This window comes from Ruegeria sp. CF3 (genome assembly GCF_056537365.1).
The window spans coordinates 719,173-742,510 of the sequence record NZ_JBQFRK010000001.1 but is presented as its reverse complement, the minus strand read 5'-3'; the positions used below and the strand labels follow the sequence as shown (position 1 = coordinate 742,510).

At 58.8% G+C, this 23,338-nt stretch carries 25 protein-coding genes; 15 read left to right on the top strand and 10 right to left on the bottom strand.

Annotated features, from left to right (window positions below; all coding sequences use genetic code 11):
• Nucleotides 1–5: 5 nt before the first annotated feature.
• From ACR0KC_RS03765 to ACR0KC_RS03745, 5 genes are all read left to right on the top strand, one after another.
• Entirely contained in the window at nt 6–419 is a 414-nt protein-coding gene (locus tag ACR0KC_RS03765) for a Fur family transcriptional regulator (protein ID WP_170396723.1), read from the top strand.
• A gap of 136 nt (nt 420–555) precedes the next feature.
• Entirely contained in the window at nt 556–1,434 is an 879-nt protein-coding gene (locus ACR0KC_RS03760; protein ID WP_170422062.1) for a DMT family transporter, read from the top strand.
• Between the two features lie 144 nt (nt 1,435–1,578).
• On the top strand, nt 1,579–2,856 hold the full coding sequence (eno, locus tag ACR0KC_RS03755) for a phosphopyruvate hydratase (RefSeq protein ID WP_170406273.1): 1,278 nt from the start codon (nt 1,579–1,581) through the stop codon (nt 2,854–2,856).
• Between the two features lie 122 nt (nt 2,857–2,978).
• Nucleotides 2,979–3,296 carry a hypothetical protein gene (locus tag ACR0KC_RS03750; RefSeq protein WP_170422059.1) on the top strand — a complete coding sequence of 106 codons (318 nt, stop codon included), beginning with the start codon at nt 2,979–2,981 and terminating at the stop codon, nt 3,294–3,296.
• Nucleotides 3,297–3,398: 102 nt separating this feature from the next.
• Nucleotides 3,399–3,566: a hypothetical protein gene (locus tag ACR0KC_RS03745; protein WP_170396730.1), complete on the top strand. Its 168-nt coding sequence runs from the start codon at nt 3,399–3,401 to the stop codon at nt 3,564–3,566.
• Here the strand turns inward: ACR0KC_RS03745 and ACR0KC_RS03740 are convergent.
• From ACR0KC_RS03740 to mazG, 3 genes are all read right to left on the bottom strand, one after another.
• Nucleotides 3,563–4,012, bottom strand: a complete 450-nt coding sequence (locus ACR0KC_RS03740; RefSeq protein ID WP_170422057.1) for a GNAT family N-acetyltransferase — start codon at nt 4,010–4,012, stop codon at nt 3,563–3,565. The two genes, ACR0KC_RS03745 and ACR0KC_RS03740, sit on opposite strands and share 4 nt — an antisense overlap.
• On the bottom strand, nt 4,009–4,947 hold the full coding sequence (locus ACR0KC_RS03735) for a nucleoside hydrolase (RefSeq protein WP_480771492.1): 939 nt from the start codon (nt 4,945–4,947) through the stop codon (nt 4,009–4,011). Before ACR0KC_RS03735 ends, ACR0KC_RS03740 begins: the two co-directional genes overlap by 4 nt.
• Nucleotides 4,948–5,009: 62 nt before the next feature.
• A complete protein-coding gene (mazG, locus tag ACR0KC_RS03730; RefSeq protein ID WP_480771491.1) occupies nt 5,010–5,867 on the bottom strand; it encodes a nucleoside triphosphate pyrophosphohydrolase in 858 nt (285 codons plus the stop codon).
• Between the two features lie 66 nt (nt 5,868–5,933).
• Here mazG and ACR0KC_RS03725 point away from each other — a divergent pair, with 66 nt between their 5' ends.
• Genes ACR0KC_RS03725 through ACR0KC_RS03710 form a run of 4 tightly spaced genes read left to right on the top strand, consistent with a single transcriptional unit; the run spans nt 5,934 to nt 9,545 of the window.
• Nucleotides 5,934–7,097 carry a M20 aminoacylase family protein gene (locus ACR0KC_RS03725; protein ID WP_480771490.1) on the top strand — a complete coding sequence of 388 codons (1,164 nt, stop codon included), beginning with the start codon at nt 5,934–5,936 and terminating at the stop codon, nt 7,095–7,097.
• Between the two features lie 12 nt (nt 7,098–7,109).
• Nucleotides 7,110–8,078, top strand: coding sequence for an agmatinase (speB, locus tag ACR0KC_RS03720; protein ID WP_170509509.1), 969 nt, complete (start codon nt 7,110–7,112; stop codon nt 8,076–8,078).
• Nucleotides 8,079–8,138: 60 nt separating this feature from the next.
• Nucleotides 8,139–9,086 (top strand): agmatinase, encoded by a 948-nt coding sequence (gene speB / locus ACR0KC_RS03715; protein ID WP_480705014.1) that lies wholly within the window; start codon nt 8,139–8,141, stop codon nt 9,084–9,086.
• 45 nt (nt 9,087–9,131) lie between these two features.
• Nucleotides 9,132–9,545 (top strand): DUF1499 domain-containing protein, encoded by a 414-nt coding sequence (locus tag ACR0KC_RS03710; RefSeq protein WP_480438606.1) that lies wholly within the window; start codon nt 9,132–9,134, stop codon nt 9,543–9,545.
• Here ACR0KC_RS03710 and ACR0KC_RS03705 read toward each other — a convergent pair.
• A complete protein-coding gene (locus ACR0KC_RS03705; RefSeq protein ID WP_170406248.1) occupies nt 9,471–9,773 on the bottom strand; it encodes a hypothetical protein in 303 nt (100 codons plus the stop codon). The two genes, ACR0KC_RS03710 and ACR0KC_RS03705, sit on opposite strands and share 75 nt — an antisense overlap.
• Nucleotides 9,774–9,835: 62 nt before the next feature.
• Between ACR0KC_RS03705 and prfA the strand changes: the two genes are divergently transcribed.
• From prfA to ACR0KC_RS03690, 3 genes are all read left to right on the top strand, one after another.
• Entirely contained in the window at nt 9,836–10,891 is a 1,056-nt protein-coding gene (gene prfA / locus ACR0KC_RS03700; protein WP_170646597.1) for a peptide chain release factor 1, read from the top strand.
• Entirely contained in the window at nt 10,888–11,745 is an 858-nt protein-coding gene (gene prmC / locus ACR0KC_RS03695) for a peptide chain release factor N(5)-glutamine methyltransferase (RefSeq protein WP_480705012.1), read from the top strand. Before prfA ends, prmC begins: the two co-directional genes overlap by 4 nt.
• Nucleotides 11,746–11,972: 227 nt before the next feature.
• Nucleotides 11,973–12,554 carry a DUF4167 domain-containing protein gene (locus tag ACR0KC_RS03690; protein WP_170396747.1) on the top strand — a complete coding sequence of 194 codons (582 nt, stop codon included), beginning with the start codon at nt 11,973–11,975 and terminating at the stop codon, nt 12,552–12,554.
• A 58-nt stretch (nt 12,555–12,612) separates the two neighbouring features.
• Here the strand turns inward: ACR0KC_RS03690 and rsmA are convergent, their stop codons facing one another.
• The 5 genes from rsmA to lptG all read right to left on the bottom strand — a co-directional run bounded on the left by rsmA (nt 12,613) and on the right by lptG (nt 19,009).
• Nucleotides 12,613–13,455 carry a 16S rRNA (adenine(1518)-N(6)/adenine(1519)-N(6))-dimethyltransferase RsmA gene (gene rsmA / locus ACR0KC_RS03685; RefSeq protein ID WP_170734905.1) on the bottom strand — a complete coding sequence of 281 codons (843 nt, stop codon included), beginning with the start codon at nt 13,453–13,455 and terminating at the stop codon, nt 12,613–12,615.
• A gap of 82 nt (nt 13,456–13,537) precedes the next feature.
• Nucleotides 13,538–14,503, bottom strand: a complete 966-nt coding sequence (gene pdxA, locus ACR0KC_RS03680) for a 4-hydroxythreonine-4-phosphate dehydrogenase PdxA (protein WP_480705010.1) — start codon at nt 14,501–14,503, stop codon at nt 13,538–13,540.
• On the bottom strand, nt 14,500–15,753 hold the full coding sequence (locus ACR0KC_RS03675) for a peptidylprolyl isomerase (RefSeq protein WP_480705008.1): 1,254 nt from the start codon (nt 15,751–15,753) through the stop codon (nt 14,500–14,502). The genes pdxA and ACR0KC_RS03675 overlap by 4 nt, the downstream gene beginning before the upstream one ends.
• Nucleotides 15,744–17,909: an LPS assembly protein LptD gene (locus ACR0KC_RS03670; protein WP_170422029.1), complete on the bottom strand. Its 2,166-nt coding sequence runs from the start codon at nt 17,907–17,909 to the stop codon at nt 15,744–15,746. The genes ACR0KC_RS03675 and ACR0KC_RS03670 overlap by 10 nt, the downstream gene beginning before the upstream one ends.
• Nucleotides 17,909–19,009: an LPS export ABC transporter permease LptG gene (gene lptG, locus ACR0KC_RS03665; protein WP_170646596.1), complete on the bottom strand. Its 1,101-nt coding sequence runs from the start codon at nt 19,007–19,009 to the stop codon at nt 17,909–17,911. The genes ACR0KC_RS03670 and lptG overlap by 1 nt, the downstream gene beginning before the upstream one ends.
• 219 nt (nt 19,010–19,228) lie before the next feature.
• On the opposite strand from lptG, the gene ACR0KC_RS03660 reads away from it, so the two are divergent.
• Genes ACR0KC_RS03660 through ACR0KC_RS03650 form a run of 3 tightly spaced genes read left to right on the top strand, consistent with a single transcriptional unit; the run spans nt 19,229 to nt 22,236 of the window.
• Nucleotides 19,229–20,695 (top strand): leucyl aminopeptidase, encoded by a 1,467-nt coding sequence (locus tag ACR0KC_RS03660; protein ID WP_480771489.1) that lies wholly within the window; start codon nt 19,229–19,231, stop codon nt 20,693–20,695.
• Nucleotides 20,696–20,699: 4 nt separating this feature from the next.
• Nucleotides 20,700–21,158, top strand: coding sequence for a DNA polymerase III subunit chi (locus ACR0KC_RS03655; protein WP_170567077.1), 459 nt, complete (start codon nt 20,700–20,702; stop codon nt 21,156–21,158).
• A gap of 31 nt (nt 21,159–21,189) precedes the next feature.
• Entirely contained in the window at nt 21,190–22,236 is a 1,047-nt protein-coding gene (locus ACR0KC_RS03650) for an aldo/keto reductase (RefSeq protein WP_480771488.1), read from the top strand.
• Nucleotides 22,237–22,311: 75 nt separating this feature from the next.
• On the opposite strand, the gene ACR0KC_RS03645 is transcribed toward ACR0KC_RS03650, so the two are convergent.
• Entirely contained in the window at nt 22,312–23,298 is a 987-nt protein-coding gene (locus tag ACR0KC_RS03645) for a GlxA family transcriptional regulator (protein WP_480705003.1), read from the bottom strand.
• Nucleotides 23,299–23,338: the final 40 nt, after the last annotated feature.

Genomic DNA, 23,338 nt, shown 5'->3' with positions numbered 1-23,338 from the left:
TCACCATGTCCGACACGATTATCGCCCGTTGCGAAGCCAAGGGCCTGCGCATGACCGGCCAGCGGCGGACCATTGCACAGGTCTTGCAGCAAAGCGAAGATCACCCGGATGTAGAAGAGCTTTATGCCCGTGCTTCAGCCGAAGATGCGGGAATTTCGATCGCGACAGTCTATCGTACCGTGAAGTTGTTCGAAGAGGCCGGGATACTTGAGCGGCTGGAGTTCGGCGACGGGCGCGCGCGATACGAAGATGCAGAGCGTGATCACCACGACCACCTGATCGACATGCAGTCAGGCGAGGTGATCGAGTTTGTCGACCCTGAGATAGAAGCGCTGCAAGAAAAGATTGCGGCCAAGCTTGGCTACAGGCTGAAAGGCCATCGCCTTGAATTGTACGGCGTACCGTTAGAAAAAGACTGACACATCACGAAAATCGATCGGTCGGTGAACGCGATTTCATCGAACATGTCGTAATACTGCTTGCGACGTCGCAAAGGTTGCGGTTTTGCTGCCGGGAAGGTCCGCCTGTCAGCGGCCTGTTCCAATGGAAACGCGCATGAACAACGTAAACGGCATTTTGCTGATCATCGGCTCGATGGCGGCCTTCGCGCTTGAGGACATGTTCATCAAGCATCTCTCGGTCAGTGTGTCGACCGGGCAGATCATGATCGCATTGGGTCTGATCTGCGGGGCTGTGTTCACGCTTATGTCTATGGCAACACGCAAACGCATCTTCGACCCGGTCGCGTGGCAACCTTTGCCGCTGATCCGTGCCGGGACCGAAGCCTTTGGTGCACTCAGCTTCGTGACCGCGCTGTCACTTGTTGATCTGTCGACTGTGGCGGCGGTTTTTCAGGCGATGCCACTATTCGTCACGATGGGGGCAGCACTGTTTCTGGGTGAGCAGGTCGGTTGGCGCCGTTGGAGCGCCATCGGGATCGGCTTTGTCGGCGTCTTGATGATCATCCGCCCCGGGTTCGAGGGATTCCAGCCGGAATCATTGTTTGTTTTGGTATCGGTCGTTGCGATCGCGGCACGTGATCTGATCACACGCAGGTTGGATGTTCGTGTGGCCTCGTCGGTCGTCGCATTGCAGGCCTATATCGGAGTGGCGCTGGCTGGCGCGGCCCTTATGGTGTTCACAGCACAGCCCGTTGTGCCGCTGCAAGCTGCGCAGATCGGGCCTTATCTGGGTGCCATTGGGTTCGGCGTATTGGGCTATTACGGTATCGTAACCGCTATGCGGATTGGCGAAGCTTCAGCGCTGACGCCATTTCGGTATACTCGGTTGGTGTTCTCGATCACGGCCGGGATGCTGATGTTTGGCGAACGCCCCGACAGCATGACGTTGGCCGGTGCCGGTCTGATTATCGGATCAGGTCTGTATACTTTCATTCGAGAACGCCAGCTGGCGCGGGCATTGGCAGTGGCCTAAGCGCCCGCGGCCTGTTGGCGCAAACAGCAAACTGTTAGCCCTAAAGGCCGAAAAATATAAGTGTTAGCGATAACGGAAACGGTTTACTTTTCGCCGCGTGCTGGTATGAGGCATGCAACCGTTGGCATCATTGGGACCCGTATCATGAGCACGATCATCGACATCCACGCACGCGAAATACTGGACAGCCGGGGCAACCCGACGGTCGAAGTAGACGTGATTCTGGAAGACGGCACCATGGGCCGCGCCGCTGTGCCTTCAGGGGCGTCGACCGGCGCCTACGAGGCGGTGGAAAAGCGCGATGGTGACAAATCTCGTTACATGGGCAAGGGCGTGCTGGAAGCGGTTGCTGCCGTTAACGGTGAGATCGCCGAAGAACTGGTGGGCTTTGACGCGACCGAGCAGGTGGCCATCGATCAGGCGATGATCGAACTCGACGGGACCGAGAACAAGGGCCGTCTGGGCGCGAACGCTATCCTGGGTGTCTCGCTGGCGACGGCCAAGGCGGCGGCGGATTTCACCACGCAGCCTCTGTATCGCTATGTTGGCGGTACTTCGGCGCGCGTTCTTCCGGTTCCGATGATGAACATCATCAACGGGGGTGAGCACGCCGATAATCCGATCGACATTCAGGAATTCATGATCATGCCGACCTCGGCCGCGAATATCCGCGAAGCCGTGCGCATGGGGTCGGAGGTGTTCCATACGCTCAAGCGCGAACTGTCGGCTGCCGGACTGGCCACCGGAGTGGGGGACGAAGGTGGTTTTGCACCTAACATCGCTTCGACCCGTGAGGCACTGGATTTCATCCTGCAGGCGGTGGAAAAAGCGGGCTACAAACCCGGCGAGGAGATCCATCTGGCGCTGGACTGCGCCGCCACGGAATACTACCGCGACGGAAAATATGTTCTGTCGGGTGAAAACATCTCGCTGACCTCAGAGGAAAACGCTGAGTATCTGGCGACCTTGGTCAAAGATTACCCAATTATCTCGATCGAAGACGGTATGTCCGAGGACGATTGGGATGGCTGGAAAGCGCTGACTGATGCCATCGGCAACGAAGTACAACTGGTCGGCGACGACCTGTTCGTAACCAACCCAGAGCGTCTGGCCGAGGGAATCGATCGTGGCTGTGCCAACTCGATGCTGGTTAAGGTGAACCAGATTGGATCACTGACTGAAACCCTGCGCGCCGTCGATATGGCCCACCGTGCACGGTATACCAACGTGATGTCGCATCGCTCGGGCGAGACCGAAGATGCCACCATTGCCGATTTGGCTGTGGCGACCAACTGCGGGCAGATCAAAACCGGCTCGTTGGCGCGGTCGGACCGGTTGGCCAAATACAACCAGCTGATCCGCATCGAGGAATCGCTGGGTGAGGTCGCAGAATACGCCGGCGCGTCGATCCTGAAGCGCTGAGTTTGGCGTACTTGGTAAAACCAGATCAGGCCCCGGTAGAACGCCGGGGCCATTTTTTTCTTTGAGTCATTACCGATCCGTCTAAGCTGGGCATCGAAGGCCAACATGGGAGAGGGCGATTTATGACAACATTCAAACGCATCGTTGGCGCTGGGGCGCTATTGATCCTGCCTCAGCTTGCAGGGGCTGATCGTCCGCCTCAGGCAGTGTGCCAGAAAATGGTGGAAGGCGATCCCAGCGGGCAGGTCACGATGGAGGAATGCCTGTGCACCTATAACGTCGCCAACACGGTTTTGGACGATGACATCAAAGAATTATTGTTCGAGTCCTGGTACACAGGTGAGAACATAACTGAACAGTTGAATGCGCTGCCCAAACCCAAACGCGTGCCCCGGCAGTTCAAGACCATGGAGCAGACGTTCAATAAGAACTGCCGCTGATCGTTAAGCTAAACAAACATAAATGTCGTTATGTGTGAACTTGTTCCTATTGCGGCGCTGTGACTCCCGATAGTCTGCAAGCATTGCAGAAAGGGGGACGATATGTCTGCTTCAAAGGTCTTTCTCGTAATTTCAATGCTTTGCGCGGGGATGCTGGCCGCATGTTCAGAGCCTGGGACCTATCCGATCACAGGGATGCAGGTTTCGCAGGATGATCCGGTGCAGGAAATGGCAAATCCGGCGGTAATCTTCCGGGGGGAATCGCGCTAAAGCGATTTGCTCATCAGCATGTAGCGATCGCGCGGTTTAAAACCTGACCGCAGATATAGTTTCTGCGCGGTTTCGTTGGTCCGGTCGACCTCAAGATGCAGGGCGGTCAGACCGGCCTCGGCCAGCGCCTTGGGGAGATCATGCAGCACTTCGGTGGCGATACCGCGTCCGCGGACGGCGGGGCGGATGTAAATCTCATCTACAAAGGCATCCATGCCACCAAACTCGACCGACCAGCCGAAGGTGAGGATGACATAGCCCAGCGGCGCGCGGCCCGGACCGATCAGATATATGCACCCATGGGGTATTCCATCCAGCAGAGGGGCCAGCGCGTTGCGACGTTTCTCGTCATCCTGCGCGATGCCGGATTCCGAGTGAAACGCTGCGACCAGCGCCATCAGTCGGTCCAGATCGTCGGGGCGGGCAAGGCGGAGTGCGGCGGTCATAGGCGGGCAAGTCTTTCTGTGAGCAGGTCGAAGAAACCTTGGGCATCCACGTCACCCATGAACATGGCGTTTGGTGCGCGATCAGTGACCCGCCACCAGTCGGCCACTGTCATGCCCAACGTCAATTCTGATTGGGTTTCGATCTCAACATTGATGTGGCGGCCCGAGAACAACTCGGGTCGGATCAGATAGGCGGTGACGCAGGGGTCGTGCAGCGGTGCGCCCTCCGATCCGTATTTTTCCTTGTCGAAACGTTCGAAGAAATCGGTCATTTCTGCGACCGCATGACCAACCTTGCTGTCCAATGCCCGGAATGCATCGTTGCGATGGGGCGTGACCAGCGCGTCGTGGGTGACATCCAATGGCATTACGACGATATGAATGCCGGATTTAAACACAATATCAGCGGCTTCCGGGTCGACATAAATGTTGAATTCAGCTGCTGGTGTGATGTTTCCAACCTCAAAATACGCACCACCCATCAGCACGATTTCCTGCACCCGGTTGATGATGTCGGGCGCTTTCTGGAACGCTGTGGCGATGTTCGTCAGCGGCCCCAGAGGGCAGAGCGTCACTGTGCCGGGCTCATGCGCGCGTAGGGTATCGATGATAAAATCGACCGCGTGACCTTCGGCCAGAGGCATTTCAGGATCTGGCAAAACAGGGCCGTCGAGCCCTGTTTTGCCATGCACATGCTCGGCGGTGACGAGCGGGCGTTTCAGGGGGCGATCGCATCCGGCGTGGACGGGGATATCGGTGTGACCTGCCAACTCGCACACGATGCGGGCGTTTTTGGCGGTCAGCTCCAAAGGCACGTTTCCAGCGACGGCTGTGATACCCAGAACCTCGATCTCTTCGGGGCTGGCAAGCGCCAGCAGGATAGCAACGGCGTCGTCCTGTCCGGGATCGGTGTCGATTATGATCTTGCGGGGCATTGTGGTCTCCGGGGCCGTGAAGGGCGGACACTCGCAAGTGTCGCGGGGCTTGTCCAGCGGTTTCAGGCCTCGCGTGCGGCATCCACCGGCGGGAGTTTGCCGTTGGCGCGGTGTTCCTCGATTTTCACCTCGTCCCACAGCGCGTCCATTTCGGCCAGATCACTTTGGGTGGGCGTTTTTCCGCGTTCGGCCAGCCGGGCTTCGACCTTCTCAAAACGGCGAGTAAACTTGGCGTTTGTGCGGCGCAAGGCGGCCTCGGGTTCGATGCCTAAGTGGCGGCCGAGGTTGACAATCACGAACAGCAGATCGCCGAATTCATCCTCGAGCGCGTCGGCATCCATGCTGTCGCGCGCCTCTTCCAGCTCAGCGGCTTCCTCGGTGATTTTGGCCAGCACATGGCTGGCGTCGGGCCAGTCGAACCCTACGCGCGCGGCACGTTTCTGCAGCTTATGTGCGCGTAGCAGGGCGGGCAGGTTCGCGGCGACACCGTCTAGTGCACCTTTTTGTTCTTTGCCCGCACGTTCGGCGGCTTTGATGGTTTCCCAGTCCTTTGTCTGTTGATCCGCCGACTTGTCTCGGGACTCATCACCGAAAACATGTGGGTGACGGGTAACCATCTTGTCCGACATGGTGCGCACCACGTCCTGAAAGGTAAAATGCCCAGCCTCTTCAGCCATTTGCGCGTGGAAGACGGATTGGAACAGCAGGTCGCCCAGCTCTCCCTTCAATTCGTCATAAGCCTCGCGTTCGATGGCATCGGCGACTTCATAGGCTTCTTCGATCGTATAGGGCGCGATGGTCGAAAAATCCTGTTCGATATCCCACGGGCAACCGGATTGAGGGTCGCGCAGGCGGCGCATGATTTCCAGCAAACGCTCGATACCTGCGTCCGTGTTGTGGATCAGAGGATTTTCGGCCATTGCGAACCCTTTCGTTCCGGTGTCAGATGCATCCATCCCGCAGTCAGGATCAGGAGTCCACCCCAGATGCCCGTCGTCAACCGAATTGCCGATTACGCCGCTGATATGACCAAGTGGCGCCAGCACCTTCACACCATCCCCGAATTGGAGTTCGAATGCTATGAGACCGCCGCCTTTGTGGCCGAGCGTCTGCGCGAGTTTGGGGTGGATGAACTGCATGAGGGAATCGCCAAAACCGGCATAGTCGCGATCATCAACGGGCAGGGCGAGGGACCGACTATTGGTCTGCGCGCTGACATGGATGCATTGCCGATTACCGAGGAAACGGGCGTGGATTACGCCTCGAAGAACCCCGGTAAGATGCATGCCTGCGGTCATGACGGGCACACAACCATGCTGCTGGGTGCTGCGCGCTATCTGGCCGAAACGCGGAATTTCGCGGGCCGCGTTGCGCTGATCTTTCAGCCTGCCGAGGAAGAGGGCGGCGGCGCGGGCGTGATGGTTGAAGAAGGCATCATGGATCGGTTCAATATCTCTGAGGTTTACGGCATCCATAACACTCCGGGTCGGCCCGAGGGGCTGTTCGAAACCACGCCGGGGCCGCTGATGGCCGCAGTAGATACGTTTGAGATCCATATTCAGGGCGTGGGCGGCCACGGGGCCATGCCGCATGAGACGCGCGACCCGGTGATGGCGGCTTGCGGAATGGCGCAGGCGATCCAAACCATCGTCAGCCGCAACCACTATGCGCTGGACGATCTGGTGGTGTCGGTGACGCAGATACACACCGGAACAGTGAATAACGTGATCCCTGACACCGCTTATCTGAACGGCACCGTTCGCACCTTTGATCCGGCCGTGCAAAGGATGGTCAAAGAGAGAATGGCGCAGATCGTGGCAGGGCAGGCGGCCTCGTACGGTGTTGAGGCCAAGCTGGACTATCAGGAGGGTTATCCTGCCACCATCAATGACGCCGACAAGGCGGCATTCGCGGCTGAAGTGGCGCGGGATGTATCCGGCACGGAACGCGTGAAAGATGATGCTGGGCGTGAGATGGGGGCAGAAGATTTTTCCTACATGCTGCAGGCCCGACCTGGTGCTTACTTGTTCATGGGGCAAGGAGATGGCGCGGGGCTGCACCATCCGAAATACAACTTCAATGACGACGTCGCGCCGATCGGAGCGTCCTTCTTCGCACGGATCGTCGAAAAGGCACAGCCGTTGGGCTGACAGGGAAAAGACATGGCACTGGAAGATGCAAAGAACCAGGTGGATGAGGCATTCACCAACCCCGATCTTAAGGGGCTGTCCTATGAAAACACCTTTGGCGGCGCGACTTCATTCCTGCGGCGGCTTTATACCAAAGACCTGACGGGTGCGGATATCGCGGTAACCGGCGTGCCTTTCGATCAGGCGGTGACAAATCGCCCCGGAACCCGTCTGGGGCCGCGCGCAATCCGTGAGGCGAGCGCGTTGCAATCCCCGGATGCACCCTATGGCTGGCCCTTTGACGCGCTCAGCGAGTTGGCGATCGTGGATTATGGAGATATGGCCTATGACTATGCCAATATCCCGGCCTTTCCCGACACGCTGACCGATCATATCCGTACCATTTTGGCGGCGGATGTGGCTTCGGTCACGCTGGGAGGGGATCACTATATCAGCTTCCCGATCCTTAAGGCCTATGCCGAGAAATATGGGCCAATGTCACTGCTGCAATTCGATGCGCATACCGACACCTGGGCAGATGACGACATGTCCCGCGTGGACCACGGAACGATGTTCTACAAGGCGGTAAAATCGGGGTTGGTTGATCCGAAACGCTCGGTTCAGGTGGGCATTCGCACCACCAACGAAGACACGTTGGGCGTCAACATCATCGACGCGCGCGAGGTTTACGAATCCGGCCCAGCCGCGGTGGCGCAGAAGATCAGGGGTATTCTGGGCGACAGCCCCGTGTACCTGAGCTTCGACATCGACGGTCTGGACCCTGCTTTTGCGCCCGGTACTGGTACGCCGGTCTGGGGTGGGCTGAGCTCCATCCAGGCGCAAATCATCCTGCGCGACATTGCCGGGATCAACATCAAGGGCGGCGATGTGGTTGAGGTATCTCCGCCATACGATACCTCTGGTGCGACGGCGATTGCGGGGGCTCATGTGGCAACACAGATCATTTGCCTTTTGGGGTGGAACAAGCTGGTGAAGCCTTAACCTTTGGTTAGGCATAATCCCGGTATCTGCTTGGTTAAGGCACCGGATCGGAGACATCACATGACCCAATACAACCAACCGATTGGCGGCAATGATCTGGCACGGTTTTCGGGGCCGAACACGTTTATGCGGTTGCCACAGGCGTCGTCGCTGGACGGGCTGGATGTGGCGATCCTCGGGGTTCCGATGGATATCGGCACTTCGTGGCGGTCGGGCACACGGTTCGGACCCAAGCAGATTCGCAGTGAAAGTGCGATGATCCGGCCCTATAACATGTCCAATGGCGCGGCACCGTTCGACCATTTGCAGATCGCAGATATCGGCGATCTGGCGATCAACACTTTCTCGCTCGCCGATAGTCTTAGGATCATCAAGGAAAGCTATGACGGCATTTTGGCGCAAGGTGTTGTACCAGTGGCGATAGGTGGGGATCACTCGATCACTTTGCCGATCCTGCGGGCGATGGCAGCCAAGCACGGGCCTGTGGCTCTGGTGCACGTGGACGCTCATGCTGACGTGAATGATGAGATGTTCGGTGAAATGGAAACCCACGGCACTGTCTTCCGGCGCGCCTATGAGGAAGGGCTGATTGTCCCTGACAAGACCTTTCAGATCGGCATTCGAGGCTCGGGTTACGCCGCCAGCGACTTTACCGAGGCACAGGGTTGGGGGTTCCGTCAGTACCCGGCGTGGGAGCTGTGGCAACAGAACCTGACCGAAATCGGCTCTTTGATCCGTAAAACTGTTGACGATCACCCGGTCTATATCACCTACGATATCGACAGCCTCGATCCGGCCTATGCACCCGGAACAGGCACGCCCGAGATCGCAGGTCTGACCACTCCGCAGGCGCTGCAGTTGATCCATGCGCTGGCGGGCATGAACGTGGTGGGCTGCGATCTGGTCGAAGTATCTCCACCCTATGATCCGTCGGGCAATACGGCACTGACCGCAGCCAATCTACTGTTCGAGATGCTGTGCATTCTGCCCGGAGTGACGTCACGATAGGGGTGCGACGCCATCCTCTGACCGAGTAAGCAGGGCATAGCGGGAATGAATGGGCAGATGAAAATGGTGCTGTGGCTGTTGATTGCGGTGGGCCTTGCAATGGGTGCCTATATCAGACTTGCGCCTTCAGATCCTGTGCGCTGGCATGTGGCCCCTGAAGACGCGGAACGAGACCTGAAGGGTGGTGTCGTTCGAGTCGTCGAAACCGGTCCTGATGGGCTGGCGCGTCTCGATAAAATTGCGCGCGCAACACCACGCACCAGTGTTCTGGCCGGATCTCTAGAAGAGGGCATGATCACCTATATCACCCGTACCAAGGTATTCGGGTTTCCCGACTACACCACCGTGCAGCAAGACGGTGATACGCTGCGTATCTATGCCAGATTAAGATTTGGCCGGAAAGATTTCGGCGTTAATCGGGACCGGGTCACCCAATGGCTTGCTTTGCTGCAACCCTGACGACAAACAGCCCTCTTGCACCTCGCGCCACATGGGCACGTTCAGCGACATCTGGCATTGGGCCATGAACATGCGGCCGTCGACCTGCAGGCATATCATCTCTCCCAACTCGATGCGGGTGCCGGATTTGTCGGTGCAATAGCAATCTTGCACCTTGCCTCCGGGGCCAACAACATCGGCCATTCCGGGCGTCGCAATGAGTGTCAGGGCTAAGATCAGTCGCTTCATGGCCCAAGCCTAGCACAAGGCAGGGCCTTGACCAAAGCCTCTGGATGATAGACACCGCGCGGATGATCCCCGAAGAACGCCTTGAACAGATAACTCAGCGATTCCAATACCTCGAAGCGGCCATGGCGGATGGTGCCTCGGGCGGGGATATTGCAGTTTTGGCAAAGGAATATTCCGACCTCAAGCCGGTGGTCGATCAGATCATGGCGTGGCGTCAGCTGGTTTCAGATCTGGCCGAGGCCGAGGCAATGCTGTCCGACCCGGACATGAAAGAGCTAGCCGAAGAGGAAATTCCAGAACTGCAGGCGCGTATCCCCGAGGCGGAGCATGCCTTGCAGCTGGCGCTGTTGCCCAAAGATGCGGCTGATGCGCGCCCGGCAATGCTGGAAATTCGCCCCGGCACCGGCGGGGATGAGGCCGCGCTGTTCGCCGGAGACCTGTTGCGCATGTATCAACGCTATGCCGAAGCGCGGGGCTGGCAGTTCGAGATCATCGAGGAACAAGCGTCTGATCTTGGTGGGGTCAAAGAGGTGGTGGCACATATCAAGGGCGACAATGTCTTTGCGCGGATGAAGTACGAATCCGGCGTGCATCGCGTGCAACGCGTGCCCGAAACCGAAAGCGGTGGGCGCATTCATACCTCGGCGGCGACGGTGGCGGTTTTGCCAGAGGCCGAGGATGTGGACATTCAGATCGATGCCAATGACATCCGTATTGACACGATGCGCAGCTCGGGCGCTGGGGGGCAGCACGTGAACACGACGGATTCTGCTGTGCGGATTACCCACTTGCCCAGCGGTATCGTGGTGACCAGTTCCGAGAAATCCCAGCACCGAAACCGTGAGATAGCGATGCAGGTGCTGAAAACGCGCCTTTATGATCTTGAACGGCAGCGGATCGACAGCGAACGCTCGGCGGATCGCGCCAGTCAGGTCGGTTCAGGTGACCGGTCGGAACGGATTAGGACGTATAACTTCCCGCAAGGCCGCATGACGGATCACCGCATCAACCTGACGCTTTATAAGCTGGATCAGGTGATGCAGGGCGATCTTGATGAGGTGATCGACGCGCTGACCGCAGATGATCAGGCTCGGCTTCTGGCCGAAATGGCGCAATGATTGCGGCGCTGACAGCCGCGCAGGCCATGGTCGCTGCAACCGCACGTTTGCGCGCAGCCGGTGTGCCTGATCCAGCGCGGGATGCGCGGGTGCTGCTGGCGCATGCGGCGCGGATCGAGGCCAGCCGGGTGACTCTGATCGCGCCCGAAGAACTGCCTGTCGATATTGCGGAACGCTATGACCAGCTAATTTCGCTGCGGGCCATCCGTGTGCCGGTGTCGCATCTGTTGGGCGAGCGGGAATTCTATGGCCGCCGGTTCCGGGTCAGCCGCGATGTGCTTGATCCACGCCCCGAAACCGAGGCTTTGATCGAGGCGGCGCTGAGTGAGCCGTTTGACCATGTACTCGATTTGGGTGTGGGCTCGGGCTGTATCCTGATCACCTTGCTGGCCGAGCGGGCGAGTGCCTCGGGCGTCGGCGCCGACCTCAGCGAAGCTGCCTGTCTGCAGGCCAGCGCCAATGCGGTTCAGCATAAGGTACAGGCGCGCGCCGAGATTCGGCAATCTGACTGGTTCGAAAACATTGAGGGTCAGTTCGATCTGATTGTTTCGAATCCGCCCTATATTTCAGCGGACGAGATGCATGCGCTTTCCCCTGAAGTGCGCGAACATGAGCCGCGCATGGCGCTGACGGATGAGGGCGACGGTTTGGATGCCTATCGCCGTATTGCGGCGTCGGCCCCGGATTATCTGATGCCCGGCGGGCGTATCCTGGTTGAAATTGGCCCGACACAGGGCGCTTATGTTTCTGCCCTTTTTGATGCCGCTGGTTTGACCGGCGTAAAGGTGATCCCAGATCTGGACGGGCGTGATCGTGTTGTGGGGGCCAGAATGCCGCCTTCTAAGCGAAACTGAGGCCGAAAAATGCCGATTGATGTAAAAAAGCTGCGACATTTTCGAGAATCCCCTTGTCTGAACGCTCAGGACATGTTTACTCAGGATTAGTCGGCGAGGTTGACGCTGTTTCAGCGCACCCCTGACGCCAAGCCCAAAAAGTCGATAGCGCGTAACGGCACAAGCCACTGAGCAGCGTTAGATACGGGTTGATCGACAGTGAATTGATAAGGCTGACGTAAAGTAAGATGAGATCTTCCAAATCCCGCTCGCGGGCCAAGAACAACCGCAATCGTCCTTCTGGCGGAAACGTCGTAAACCGGGTTTTTGACAGCTCGGGCCCCGAAGGCAAGGTGCGTGGCACACCGCAGCAGATCATTGACAAATACAACCAATTGGCGCGCGACGCCCAGTTGTCGAATGACCGCGTGGCGGCTGAGAACTTTCAGCAACACGCCGAGCACTATCTGCGCATGCTAAGCGAAGCGCAGCGCGAGATCGAAGCGCGCCGCGAAGAACAAGAGCGCCAGAACCGCGAACGACAGGCTGAGCGTGATCGTGAACGCGCCGAGCGTCAGGAACGCGAAGCAGCCCGTCAGGCCGATCCGGCCGAGGCTCCGCAGCCGGACGTTGTGGATTTCGGGAATGAGGCGGCTGCGCCCGATACAGGGCTGGTCGAGACGCCGGAAAGCAAGGATGCCGAGCAACCCGAAGCGACCGAGCGTAAGGAAAAGCCGCGCCGCCCGCGCACCCGGAAGCCAAAGGCTGCCACCCCTGCGGCTGAGGATGCACCCGCTGACAAGGGCGACGCACCCGAGGCAGCTGAATAAGCGCTTTTTGATCATGAATTGAATGAAAACCCCGGGCAAAGGCCTGGGGTTTTTTCGTTCAGGGTTTGCGAATTTCGCGCGCGAGCGCGCAGAAGGCTTCGAGCGGGATCTGCTCGGCACGGTCGGTGGGTTTGATACCGGCTGCGATCAGGCGGTCCTCGATATCTGGCGCTGCCCCTTTCAGTGAGGCCCGCAGCATTTTGCGGCGCTGATTGAAGGCTGTGGCAACCACGCGCGACAGGGTTGCGGCGTCAGCGGGATAGCGGGGTTCGGGCAGGGCAGTCAGGTGAACCACGGCGCTTGAGACCTTGGGCGGTGGAGTGAAGGCTCCGGGTGGCAGGGACATTGCAATGCGCGCTTCGGCCCGCCATTGGGCAAGGATGGCGAGGCGGCCATAGGCCTTGCTGCCGGGTTGGGCGACGATCCGCTCGGCCACTTCACGTTGAAACATAAGGGTCAGGCTCTGCCAGAAGGGCGGCCATTCGGGCGGGGTGAGCCAGCGGACCAGAAGCTCGGTCCCGACATTGTAGGGCAGGTTGGCGGCCACCCGGATCGGAGGCGTCAGATGGGCCAGCGGGTCGATTTCCAGCGCGTCGCCGTTGATCACTTCCAGCTGGCCCGGATAGGCGGTGGCGATGTCGTTCAGGGCGGCGATGCAGCGGGTGTCCTTTTCCACGGCCACGACCTTGCGCGCGCCTTCGGACAGAAGCCCGCGAGTCAGACCTCCGGGGCCTGGGCCGATTTCAAGGACATCGCATTGAGTCAGGTCACCCGCCTGCCGCGCGATCTTGGCTGTCAGGTTGAGGTCGAGCAGGAAGTTTTGGCCCAGCGACTTGCGGGCCGAAAGCTGGTGAGTTGCGATAACCTCGCGCAGCGGGGGAAGGGAGTCGATGGCGCTCATGACTTTACCGTCGCGCGGGTTGCGGGGAGAGCGCCAGAGATTTTTTTGCCTCCGGCGGAGGTATTTGGGGCCAGATGAAGCATTAGCGGGACTGCGCCATTCGCTGGGCGAGTTTCAGGGCCTCGATCAGGCTGGTGGCGGTCGCGCGGCTTTGGCCCGCGATGTCCAGAGCGGTGCCGTGATCCGGCGAGGTCCGGACGAAGGGCAGGCCCAAGGTTACGTTCACACCGCGGTCGAAATCCAGTGTCTTGATCGGGATCAGGGCCTGGTCGTGATACATCGCGATCGCGGCATCATATCGCGTGCGCGCCGCGGCGTGGAACATAGTGTCTGCCGGGTGGGGTCCGGTCACGGTGCAATCGACTGGATTGAGGTCTGCGATCAGTGGCGCGATCCAGTCAAGCTCTTCCGTACCCATTTTCCCGCCTTCGCCAGCATGGGGGTTCAGCCCCGCGATGGCGATGCGAGGGTGGGGGATGCCGAATTGGGTGCGCAGGCCTTGGGCGGTGATCTCGATGGTTTCTTGCAGCACTTCTGGGGTGAGTGCGCTTGGGACCTGGGAGAGCGGGATGTGGATGGTGGCCGGAACCACGCGGAGCTGTTCGCTGGCAAGCATCATTACCACGCGCGACCGGCCTGCCAACGCCGCAAGAAATTCGGTATGGCCAGGGAAGGCAAAGCCCGCACCGTCGATCAGCGCCTTTTTGTGGATCGGCGCGGTACAAAGTGCAGAAGCTGCACCGGAACTCACCAACTCAACACCCTTTTCAATAGAATCGATGACCGAAAGTGCGTTAGCCGGATCAGGGTGGCCGGGCGTGTTCGGGGCGGGGAAGTCGAAATGCAGAACCGGGAGGGCCGAGGCGCTGGCCGATATTGCCTCAGACGGGTCGGCGATCCGGGTAATGGGTGTTCCATCGGGCAAATGTGATGCGTCGCCGATGTAGAAGAACGGACAGGTATCGCGCAGGGCTGCCCAAGCTTTGGCTGCGATTTCGGGTCCGATCCCGGCGGGCTCACCACAGCTTAGCGCGATTGGGGCGATCATTGTTCGATGATGACAGCGTCGGCCCTCAGCTGTTCCAGCAGGCTGTTTGCAAGGGCCTGTAACCGTTGCTGGGTCAGTGCGTTTGCCACGTCCACACGGGTGGTATCTTCGCCCAGGTTGCGGGTGCGATTGCACAGCATCAGGAACATCAGCGTCTGCCCGTTGTTGCGCGTCAGCGTGGCCGATGCCTCATTTGGATCAAGCTTGGCCAGCTCAAACACTACGTCGCGTGGAATCGCCGAGGGGCTTTGGGTAAGGCGTTCCAGCACGTCGGGCGATTGATCTTTGGCGATGCCGTAGAGGTCATCGCAGGTGTCGATCTCTTCCTTGAGCTTTTCGGCTTTTGCAAGCGTTTCGGCGCTGCGGCCGCCGGGAAGGTAGTAGATCGCGTAGTCGATCTCGGAATAGGTTGGGGCACCTGCGGCAACTTCGCGGATGCCGCGCATCTGGAACAGAGCCACGGCGTTCGGGAGCGAAAGTGGGTCAGTGATCTCACCGTTTTTCAAGCCCAGAATGACGGGTTGCAGGGCCGGAGGCAGGTTGTTGAGCGACAGCCAATCCAGTCGCCCGCCATTCTCGCGTGTGGCAGCGGCAGAGTATTGCGTAGCAGCCGAAGAAAAGCTGTCTTGATCGGGAAGCTGTGAGATTTCATCGGCCAGGGCTTCAGCCTGCGCCAGGGTCTGCGGTGTTACCGGAATGATAATTTCGGACAACAGAACCTGCAGGCCGCCGCCGCCACCCTGACCCAAAGCACGGTTGATCTCATCTTCCGAGGGGCGAGCCTGCGACAGAAAGCGGGTACTGACAAAGTCGCGCCAGGACAATTGATCGGCGACAAAATCCCGTACGGTTTCCTTTGATACGCCCGCATCGTTGAGCAGTTGCAGAAACTCTTCGCTGCTGAGGTTGCCACGCGAGGCGAATTCATCAATCCCGGTCTGGATATCTTCGGGCGCGGCTTCGATGCCGGCATCGCGCATCGCCTGTTTGCGCAAACGATCCTCGATCAAGGCTTCGCGGACTTCGCGCTCGGAACTGCCCGGAACGCCGAGCAGTTCGAGAAACTGCTGACGTTGTTGAAGCTCATACCAGGTGACAATGTCCTGATTGACCCGGATTGCAGGCGAGAACAGGCTTTGAGCCTGGACCTGTGGTGTGGCCATTGCAACAAGCGCGGCAGCCAGCACCGGCAGCACCGATCTACGGCAGCCAGAGCGGAGAGATTTTGTGAAACCTGAGATCAACTGCATCTTCTCTTAAACTTCTGTCCATCGCCTTCGACGGAATACCCTGTCAGGGCAACGGTAAAGCCGAATTCTGTCGAAGGCTCAATACTTGATGTGGAGGTAAAGCGTCTGTTGACGTTCACATTTACCTGCACACACTCATTTTCGTAGGTCACGCCGAACCCAAGGCGGAGTGGTTCAGATTCGCTGAAATCATAGCGTGCGTTGGCTCGGGTCAACCAATTCTGATCTACGCGGTAGCGACCGCTCACCCGTAATTCCGAGATTTCATCATTATTCGCTTCAGCAGGATCAGGTTCGAGCCAGATGTAACCGCCGGAGATTGCCGTATCTCCACTAGACCAGCCTGCACGAATTTCAGCTTTGGTAAAACTGAAATCGCTGTTTAAAAGCCCACGCGCGGCCAATGTCAGCCCCTTGCCGTTATTCAATTGCCCGGCAAGCAGAATGTCGGACTTGGTACCCTGCAGCCCCGATGTGAGCGTGAAATCCGGATCCGCATCGGACCGGAAGACCTGTCCGATTGTCGCCAGCGCCCGCCAGCCGTCAGCGTTGTACCGAGACCAGTTCAGGCCCACAACGGCTGTTGCACCGTCTTCGCGGCGGTCGGGGGCCGGAAAGCGCGAAAGGGACAAAAGATTGCCCTGATCGAGTTCCTGAAAGGTACTTTCATCGTTGGGAACGTCATTGTTCGAAACATGCGTCCAACCAATTTGCGCGATTGGCTCAAGGATTTGTGTTGCACCGGACTGCTCGCGGCGCAGCATGGGGTAGCGCAGGGTAAAAGCTGCACGCGGGGTCGAGCGGGTTACATTGTTCGGAAACTCGCTGTCATTGCGGATATTGAACGTATCCACTGACGCGCCCACCAATGCTTCTGCACGTAATCCGGTCGCAAAGGTCCAGTTGCGCAGCCATTCCGCATCGAATGTTGCCCTGGCGACGTCGCGACCAATAATATCTTCGTCACTGGTTCGCGTGTGGGTGTGACCATCGAGGCTTAGTTCAACTTCACCTCCTAAGGTGCTGGGGAAGAGTCGCTTTCGATAGTTGATGTCGAAGACACGCGATGGGATTTCATCCTGATTTTCGCTATCCCGAAGGGACTTGTAGTGGATGAAGCTGGTTCTGAACGCCGTATCACGCTTGATCCGCTCAAGTGCAATTTCGCTACGAAGGCGGTCAAAATCGGGCAAGCCGTAATCTGCCAGATACGAGTCATCCGAAGTTGTTTTGATGTCGAATGTCAGCCGGTAGTCATTTCCAAGACCGAACCGGCCATCGGCGAAGAAATACCCCCGATCCTGACCGGGCTGCAGGTCGTCGCGTGTATAAGAGCCCCGCAGCCGAATGCGCCCGCGTTTGAATGCCTGTCGGTAACGAAACCCAAGTGTGCGGGTCTTGGACGACAGATACGGCGTCAGAGTCAGGTCCTTGTGATCTCCGATCTTGAAGAAATACGGCACCTGAACGCCAGTGCCCAGTTGCGAAGTGGTGCGGATCGACGGCACGAGAAAGCCGGTCGCCCGCTCAAGTGTCGGGTCGGGTAGGCGCAGCGTGGGAAAGTAGAAGACCGGGACATCAAGTATTCGGAACTGTGCGCCTTCGAAATAGAGCTGCCGTTCAAGCTGGTCATGGGTCACTTTACGGGCGCGAATTTGCCAGATCGGGGGTCTGCCATTCGCGCAGACATGACATGAGGTTGCGGCGACCTTGCTGAATTGCGTGTAGCGACCTGCCGCACGGGTGGCCTGGACTGAGGCGATCTGCACTTGCTGGTCAAAGACCATGCGCGCACCCATCAAAAGGCCATTTTGTATCCCGCTGTCCAACTGCGCGGAATCGGCCAGCAATGTGCTGTTTCCGCCCTGATCGATCCGGATTGGGCCGGTCAGGGTCAACTCGCCGGTTTCGCGATCATAGGTGACGCTTTGCGCTGTCAGTTTGACGTCGCCTTGGAAGGCCTCGACATTCCCCTCTGCGACCAGTTTGCGATCCGGGGTAATGAATATCTCATCGGCCACCAGTAGGGCGGGTTGATTCTGTTCAGTCGCGTCAGCCTCGCTGGCGGCACCTTCTGGTTCGGACTGTGCGGCAACTGCTGCTGGCAGCGAGAGGATCAGTGCGCTCGACAGCAACAAAGACAGGACGGAGCGCATCAGCCATCCTCCGCATGGAGCAACAGGCCCAGAGACAGTAGAATGCCCGCAAAGGGTGGGGCCCAGGCCGAGACCAGAATAGGTAATTGCCCGTTTTCGCCAAGAATTTGGGCGAAATTCCGGATGAAGTAGATACCGAACCCCAGCAATACAGCGGTCAGCACGGCAACTCCGGTGCCGCCGAACCGGACATGGCGCATTGTGAAGGCGGCCCCGATCAGAACCATCGAAACCAGAAACAGGGGTCGCGCAAGTTGTACTTGCAGCCAGACCTCATATTGCTTGGTTGAAAATCCCGCCTCGCCCAGATCACGAATCAACTGCGGCAGATCATAGACCGAAACTGAATCCTTTTGCCCGAGAGTGTCCAGAATCCGGTCTCTGGTCAGCGTTGTGGGTAGGTTCAGGATCTCATGGCTGGTGGCATTTGCTTCGGGATTGAGGTCGTCCTGAATGGGCCAGATTTTGGCCTGATGCAAGGTCCAGAATCCATCCTCCAGATCAGCTTTCTGGGCCGAGATTTGCTGGTTCGGCTTGCCGTCGGATGAGAACGTTGTGATGGTCACGTTCCGCAGGGCGAACCGGTCGCCATTGACAGTGCCGGTTGCGTGAATCACCGACTGACCGTTGGCTGAGCTCTGGCGCAACCACAACCCCTCGCGGCTGATGGACAGGGCTGAACCACCCTGGTTGCGATAGCCATCGGACAAACGTTGGAACTCTTCCGACGTCGCGGCCGCGATGGGATTCAGCAAAGTCACAGCAAGTGCGCCGATGGTCAGCGCAAGCAACACGGGCGCTAGCAGGGCTCGGATACCGGATCGCCCGATTGCGCGGGTCACCACCAGTTCGGAGCTGCGGGCGAGGCCGACAAACAGCGCGATGGTGGCCAGGATCATCAGCAGGGGTAACATCTCGCTGATCGCGGCCGGTGTGTTCAGCAACGTCAGTTGCAGCAACTGGCCAAAGGATAGGTCAACACCATCGAACCGCCGCACCTGTTCGATCAGATCGATCAGGATCATCAAGGTCAGAAAAATACCGCCGATAACAAGAAAGCTTTGAATAAAGCGGCGGGCAAAATAGCGGTCGAGGATCACGTGGGCATCCCCGTCAGACCCCGGCATCCAAGAATCACAATCGGGCATGGAATCATGCGCGACGGCCTGTAACTGCCGATTGGTGTCACGTTCTCTCCCCCGAGCCTGCCGTTATTTTCGCGCGACCATAATGCAATTGCCCGGCGGGGAAAACTGCTATCTGGTCAACGGTGGCTGCGCGGGCTAGGTCTTGGGCAACGCATTTTTCAGGAGAATGATATGAGCAGTCTTGTGCCCGTCCGATTCACCCCCTTTGACCTTGATGCGATAGCGCAAACCGAAGGGCGCGTGGCCATTCTCATTCCCGCCGATGGCAAGATGAGCCCCGCCGCGCGTCGAGCCAATCGCCTGACCAAAGGCGCGGTTGCGCGGCTGGTCGAAAGCGAGCGGTTCAGCAAGGTCAAATCGGGTAATGTTATTTCGCTGGCCTGGCCTGCCGGAATGGTGGCCGAGGCGCTGGATATTCTGGTGTTGCCGCGTCGCCCCGACTCTGACGAGGCACGCAAGGCCGGGGCCAATCTGGCGAAAGCTGTAGCGGGCAAACCCGTGCTGGTCATGGCCGCCAATCACGCGCGTATCGAAGAGGTAGCCTTGGGCATGGTACTGCGTGCCTACGATTTCGATGTCCACAAATCCAAGGACTCAGACCCGGCGGGTGAGATCACCATCGGTCACTCCAAGCCGGAGGAGACCGAAGCTGACTTTGCGCCGCTCTATGCCGTCGCAGACGGTGTGCGCATGACACGAGATCTGACAAATGAACCCGCGAATGTGCTGACGACAACTGAGTTCGCGGACAGATTGGTCGAGATGGAATCGCTGGGCCTGAAGGTCGAGGTTCTGGAAGAGGACAAGCTGGCCGAACTGGGCATGTGTACGCTGCTGAGCGTCGGGCAGGGCTCGGTCAGCCCCTCAAAAGTTGTGGTGATGCAATGGGACGGCGGCGACAAGGATGACGCGCCGCTGGCCTTGGTCGGTAAGGGCGTCGTGTTCGATACCGGCGGTATCTCGCTTAAGCCGGCCGGAGGCATGGAAGACATGACCATGGACATGGGCGGCGCGGGTGTTGTTGCCGGAACCATGCGAGCGTTGGCCAAGCGCAACGCCAAAGCCAATGTCGTGGGGCTGGTCGGGTTGGTCGAAAACATGCCCTCGGGCAATGCCTCTCGCCCGGGCGATGTGGTCACTTCGATGAAAGGCGACACTGTCGAGATCATCAACACCGATGCCGAGGGTCGTTTGGTTCTGTGTGACGTCATGTGGTACGCGCAGGATCGGTTCCAGCCGGTGGGCATGATCGATCTGGCCACACTGACGGGCGCGGTCATCATTGGTCTTGGGCATGAGAATGCCGGTGTGTTTTCAAACAATGACACCTTCTGCGACGCCTTCCTGAAGTCGGCCAAGGCCGAGGACGAGGGCGCATGGCGGCTGCCCTTGGGTGAAGGCTACGACAAACAACTTAAATCGCGCATTGCGGATATGAAGAACGTGGGCGGGCGGCCCGCAGGTTCGATCACCGCAGCGCAGTTCCTGCAGCGTTTCGTCAAGGAAGAGACGCCGTGGATTCACTTGGATATCGCAGGTGTGGCCTCTGTCTCTTCCGAGACCTCTTATGCGCCGAAAGGGGCCACGGGCTGGGGCGTCCGCGCGCTAAGCCGGTTCGTGCAGGACAATTTCGAGTAAGCGCATGGGTGCCGTCTATTTCTACCACCTGACCCGTCAGCCGTTGGAGCACACATTGCCTGTGCTGCTCGACAAGGCACGGCAGGCCGGATGGCGGATTGCCGTGCGGGGTGTCGACCCTGCGCGGATGGACTGGCTGGATGAGAAGTTGTGGCTGGGACCTGAGGACGGGTTCCTGCCGCATGGCCGCGAAGGTGGCCCGCACGACGCGGCACAGCCCGTTCTGCTGACGACCGGCCAAGGGGCAGCAAATGGCGCGACCTGTGTAATGGCTGTCGATGGGGCAACGGTTGAGGCGGAGGAAGTTTCGACCATGGAGCGTGTCTGCATTCTGTTCGACGGGAATGATCCGGAGGCGGTTCAACATGCGCGCGGGCAGTGGAAGGCTCTGACCGGGGCGGGGTGTTCGGCACAGTATTGGTCCGAGGAATCCGGACGATGGGAGAAAAAGGCCGAGGCTTGATCGGCCACAAATATATTTTAGGAGATTTCAAATGGATATGAAGCCTTTGGGCCGCACCGGGATCATGGTGTCGGATTTATGTCTTGGGACAATGACCTTTGGTACTCAGACCTCGGAAACTGAGGCGCACCGCCAGATGGACATGGCGCTTGCGGGTGGGATCAACTTTGTCGACGCGGCTGAGATGTATCCGGTGAACCCGATCTCGGCAGAGACGGTCGGGCGGACCGAAGAGATTCTTGGCAATTGGAATGCCGCCAATCCTTCGCGGCGCGGGGACTATGTGCTGGCCACGAAACACTCTGGTGAAGGGTTCGTGCATGCGCGCAATGGCGCCCCAATCTCGAAAGAGACCATACCTGAGGCGATAGAGGGTTCACTGCGTCGTCTACAGACTGACTGTATAGATCTCTATCAGTTCCACTGGCCAAATCGTGGCAGCTACATGTTCCGACAGAACTGGGACTATGCACCCTCGGGTCACAACCGGGACGAGATTATGGACGAGATGCGCGAAAGCCTGATCGCTCTGCAGGCGCAGGTGGACAAGGGCAATATCCGCGCCTTTGGTCTGTCGAATGAAAGCGCTTGGGGTACCGCTCAGTGGTTGCGGGCATCGGATGAGGTTAGTGGACCTCGGGTCGCGTCGATCCAGAACGAATATTCTTTGCTCTGCCGGTTATTCGATACCGACCTGGCTGAATTGTGTCTTCTGGAAGATGTCGGGTTACTATCATTCTCACCGTTGGCGGCAGGTTTCCTGACTGGGAAATATCAAGGTGGTGCTGTTCCAGAAGGATCACGCATGGCGCTGGTGCCGAATATGGGCGGGCGCAAAACAGATCGCGTTTTTGATGCAGTGGCGGCTTATCTGGATGTCGCCGCGCGGCATGGGCTGGACCCGATCCACATGTCACTGGCGTGGTGTTGCAGCCGTCCGTCCATGGCCTCAACCATCTTTGGCGCGACAAATGTAGCGCAGCTAGAACATATTCTGGCGGGTAAGGATTTGAAGCTGTCGTCCGAAGTGATGGCCGAGATCAGTGCGGCGCATCGGGCGTTTCCGATGCCATATTGAAGGGATGGGGGCTCTGCCCCCGTCGCCTTTGGCGACTCCCCCGAGGTATTTTATGCCAGATGAAGTTGGATCGTGTCAGTGATGGGTTGGTTGCGTACGGTCTTGCCTGAGGTCGCGAGCCGTGAGGCCGTGGGCGGTTCGGAACGCGCGGGCGAAGCTGGATTGCGAGGCGAAGCCGGTGGCCAGCGCCACGTCCATCAGCGGCAGGTCGGTATCGGTAACCAGACGGCGGGCCTCGGCCAGTCTGAGTTGCAGGTAATGATCCTGTGGAGTTGTATTCAGGCGCAGGCGGAACTGCTGCTGCAGGGTGCGCGTACTAGTGCCGAGTCTATCGGCGATGTGCGCAAGGGACAGGGGGTCGTCCAGTGAGGATTCCATCAATGAGTTGGCTTTGGCAGTGAGCGCGGTGTGACGGTGCGGCGCACCGGTGCGGCTTTGTGGTTTTGAGGGCTGAGACGTACCTTCATAGAGGAATAGCCCGGACACGCGGGCGGCAAAGCCCGCGCCATGACGTGCAGCAATAATATGGAGCATCATATCGATCGCCGGGACGGCGCCGCCGGAGGTTAGGCGTGTATCGGAGACGGTAAATCGGTCAGGGCGCACATCGACATTGGGAAAGCGCGCAGCGAAGTTCTCCAAATCCTCCCAATGGGTCGTCGCCGCGTGACCGTCGAGCAATCCAGCCTCAGCCAGTAACCAGGGGCCGCCATCTATCCCGGCGATTGTTGCACCGGTGGCCGCGATCCTGCGGAGCCCGGCGAGCAGGCTGGGCGTCGCATGACGGGCCAATTGGAATCCGGCAACTACGATCAAGAGATCGCAGCCCTGCAACCGGGCCAGGGGAATGCCCTGCACATTCAGAGCGCTGGTCAGCAACGCGGGTTCTGCGGTTGCCGTGACGTAGTCCCAATCAAAAGCGGGCCGATCCGCCAGTCGGTTGGCAGCACGCATCGGATCGACGGCGGCCGCGAAGCTGAGTGTGTTGCATTCGTCCAGCACCAGCACCGCCGTTTTCAGGGCGCGATGTTCGGGCTGCAGTATGTTTTTTGCGGATTTCATCAAGTCTGATTCGCATTTTGCTAAGTGGTTCCCTCAAGGC

Bases quoted from the DNA above. Each gene is read 5' to 3' on its own strand.
- ACR0KC_RS03765 (WP_170396723.1), top strand. From the start codon at position 6: ATGTCCGACACGATTATCGCCCGTTGCGAAGCCAAGGGCCTGCGCATG.
- ACR0KC_RS03760 (WP_170422062.1), top strand. From the start codon at position 556: ATGAACAACGTAAACGGCATTTTGCTGATCATCGGCTCGATGGCGGCC.
- eno (WP_170406273.1), top strand. From the start codon at position 1,579: ATGAGCACGATCATCGACATCCACGCACGCGAAATACTGGACAGCCGG.
- ACR0KC_RS03750 (WP_170422059.1), top strand. From the start codon at position 2,979: ATGACAACATTCAAACGCATCGTTGGCGCTGGGGCGCTATTGATCCTG.
- ACR0KC_RS03745 (WP_170396730.1), top strand. From the start codon at position 3,399: ATGTCTGCTTCAAAGGTCTTTCTCGTAATTTCAATGCTTTGCGCGGGG.
- ACR0KC_RS03740 (WP_170422057.1), bottom strand. From the start codon at position 4,012: ATGACCGCCGCACTCCGCCTTGCCCGCCCCGACGATCTGGACCGACTG.
- ACR0KC_RS03735 (WP_480771492.1), bottom strand. From the start codon at position 4,947: ATGCCCCGCAAGATCATAATCGACACCGATCCCGGACAGGACGACGCC.
- mazG (WP_480771491.1), bottom strand. From the start codon at position 5,867: ATGGCCGAAAATCCTCTGATCCACAACACGGACGCAGGTATCGAGCGT.
- ACR0KC_RS03725 (WP_480771490.1), top strand. From the start codon at position 5,934: ATGCCCGTCGTCAACCGAATTGCCGATTACGCCGCTGATATGACCAAG.
- speB (WP_170509509.1), top strand. From the start codon at position 7,110: ATGGCACTGGAAGATGCAAAGAACCAGGTGGATGAGGCATTCACCAAC.
- speB (WP_480705014.1), top strand. From the start codon at position 8,139: ATGACCCAATACAACCAACCGATTGGCGGCAATGATCTGGCACGGTTT.
- ACR0KC_RS03710 (WP_480438606.1), top strand. From the start codon at position 9,132: ATGAATGGGCAGATGAAAATGGTGCTGTGGCTGTTGATTGCGGTGGGC.
- ACR0KC_RS03705 (WP_170406248.1), bottom strand. From the start codon at position 9,773: ATGAAGCGACTGATCTTAGCCCTGACACTCATTGCGACGCCCGGAATG.
- prfA (WP_170646597.1), top strand. From the start codon at position 9,836: ATGATCCCCGAAGAACGCCTTGAACAGATAACTCAGCGATTCCAATAC.
- prmC (WP_480705012.1), top strand. From the start codon at position 10,888: ATGATTGCGGCGCTGACAGCCGCGCAGGCCATGGTCGCTGCAACCGCA.
- ACR0KC_RS03690 (WP_170396747.1), top strand. From the start codon at position 11,973: ATGAGATCTTCCAAATCCCGCTCGCGGGCCAAGAACAACCGCAATCGT.
- rsmA (WP_170734905.1), bottom strand. From the start codon at position 13,455: ATGAGCGCCATCGACTCCCTTCCCCCGCTGCGCGAGGTTATCGCAACT.
- pdxA (WP_480705010.1), bottom strand. From the start codon at position 14,503: ATGATCGCCCCAATCGCGCTAAGCTGTGGTGAGCCCGCCGGGATCGGA.
- ACR0KC_RS03675 (WP_480705008.1), bottom strand. From the start codon at position 15,753: ATGCAGTTGATCTCAGGTTTCACAAAATCTCTCCGCTCTGGCTGCCGT.
- ACR0KC_RS03670 (WP_170422029.1), bottom strand. From the start codon at position 17,909: ATGCGCTCCGTCCTGTCTTTGTTGCTGTCGAGCGCACTGATCCTCTCG.
- ACR0KC_RS03660 (WP_480771489.1), top strand. From the start codon at position 19,229: ATGAGCAGTCTTGTGCCCGTCCGATTCACCCCCTTTGACCTTGATGCG.
- ACR0KC_RS03655 (WP_170567077.1), top strand. From the start codon at position 20,700: ATGGGTGCCGTCTATTTCTACCACCTGACCCGTCAGCCGTTGGAGCAC.
- ACR0KC_RS03650 (WP_480771488.1), top strand. From the start codon at position 21,190: ATGGATATGAAGCCTTTGGGCCGCACCGGGATCATGGTGTCGGATTTA.
- ACR0KC_RS03645 (WP_480705003.1), bottom strand. From the start codon at position 23,298: ATGAAATCCGCAAAAAACATACTGCAGCCCGAACATCGCGCCCTGAAA.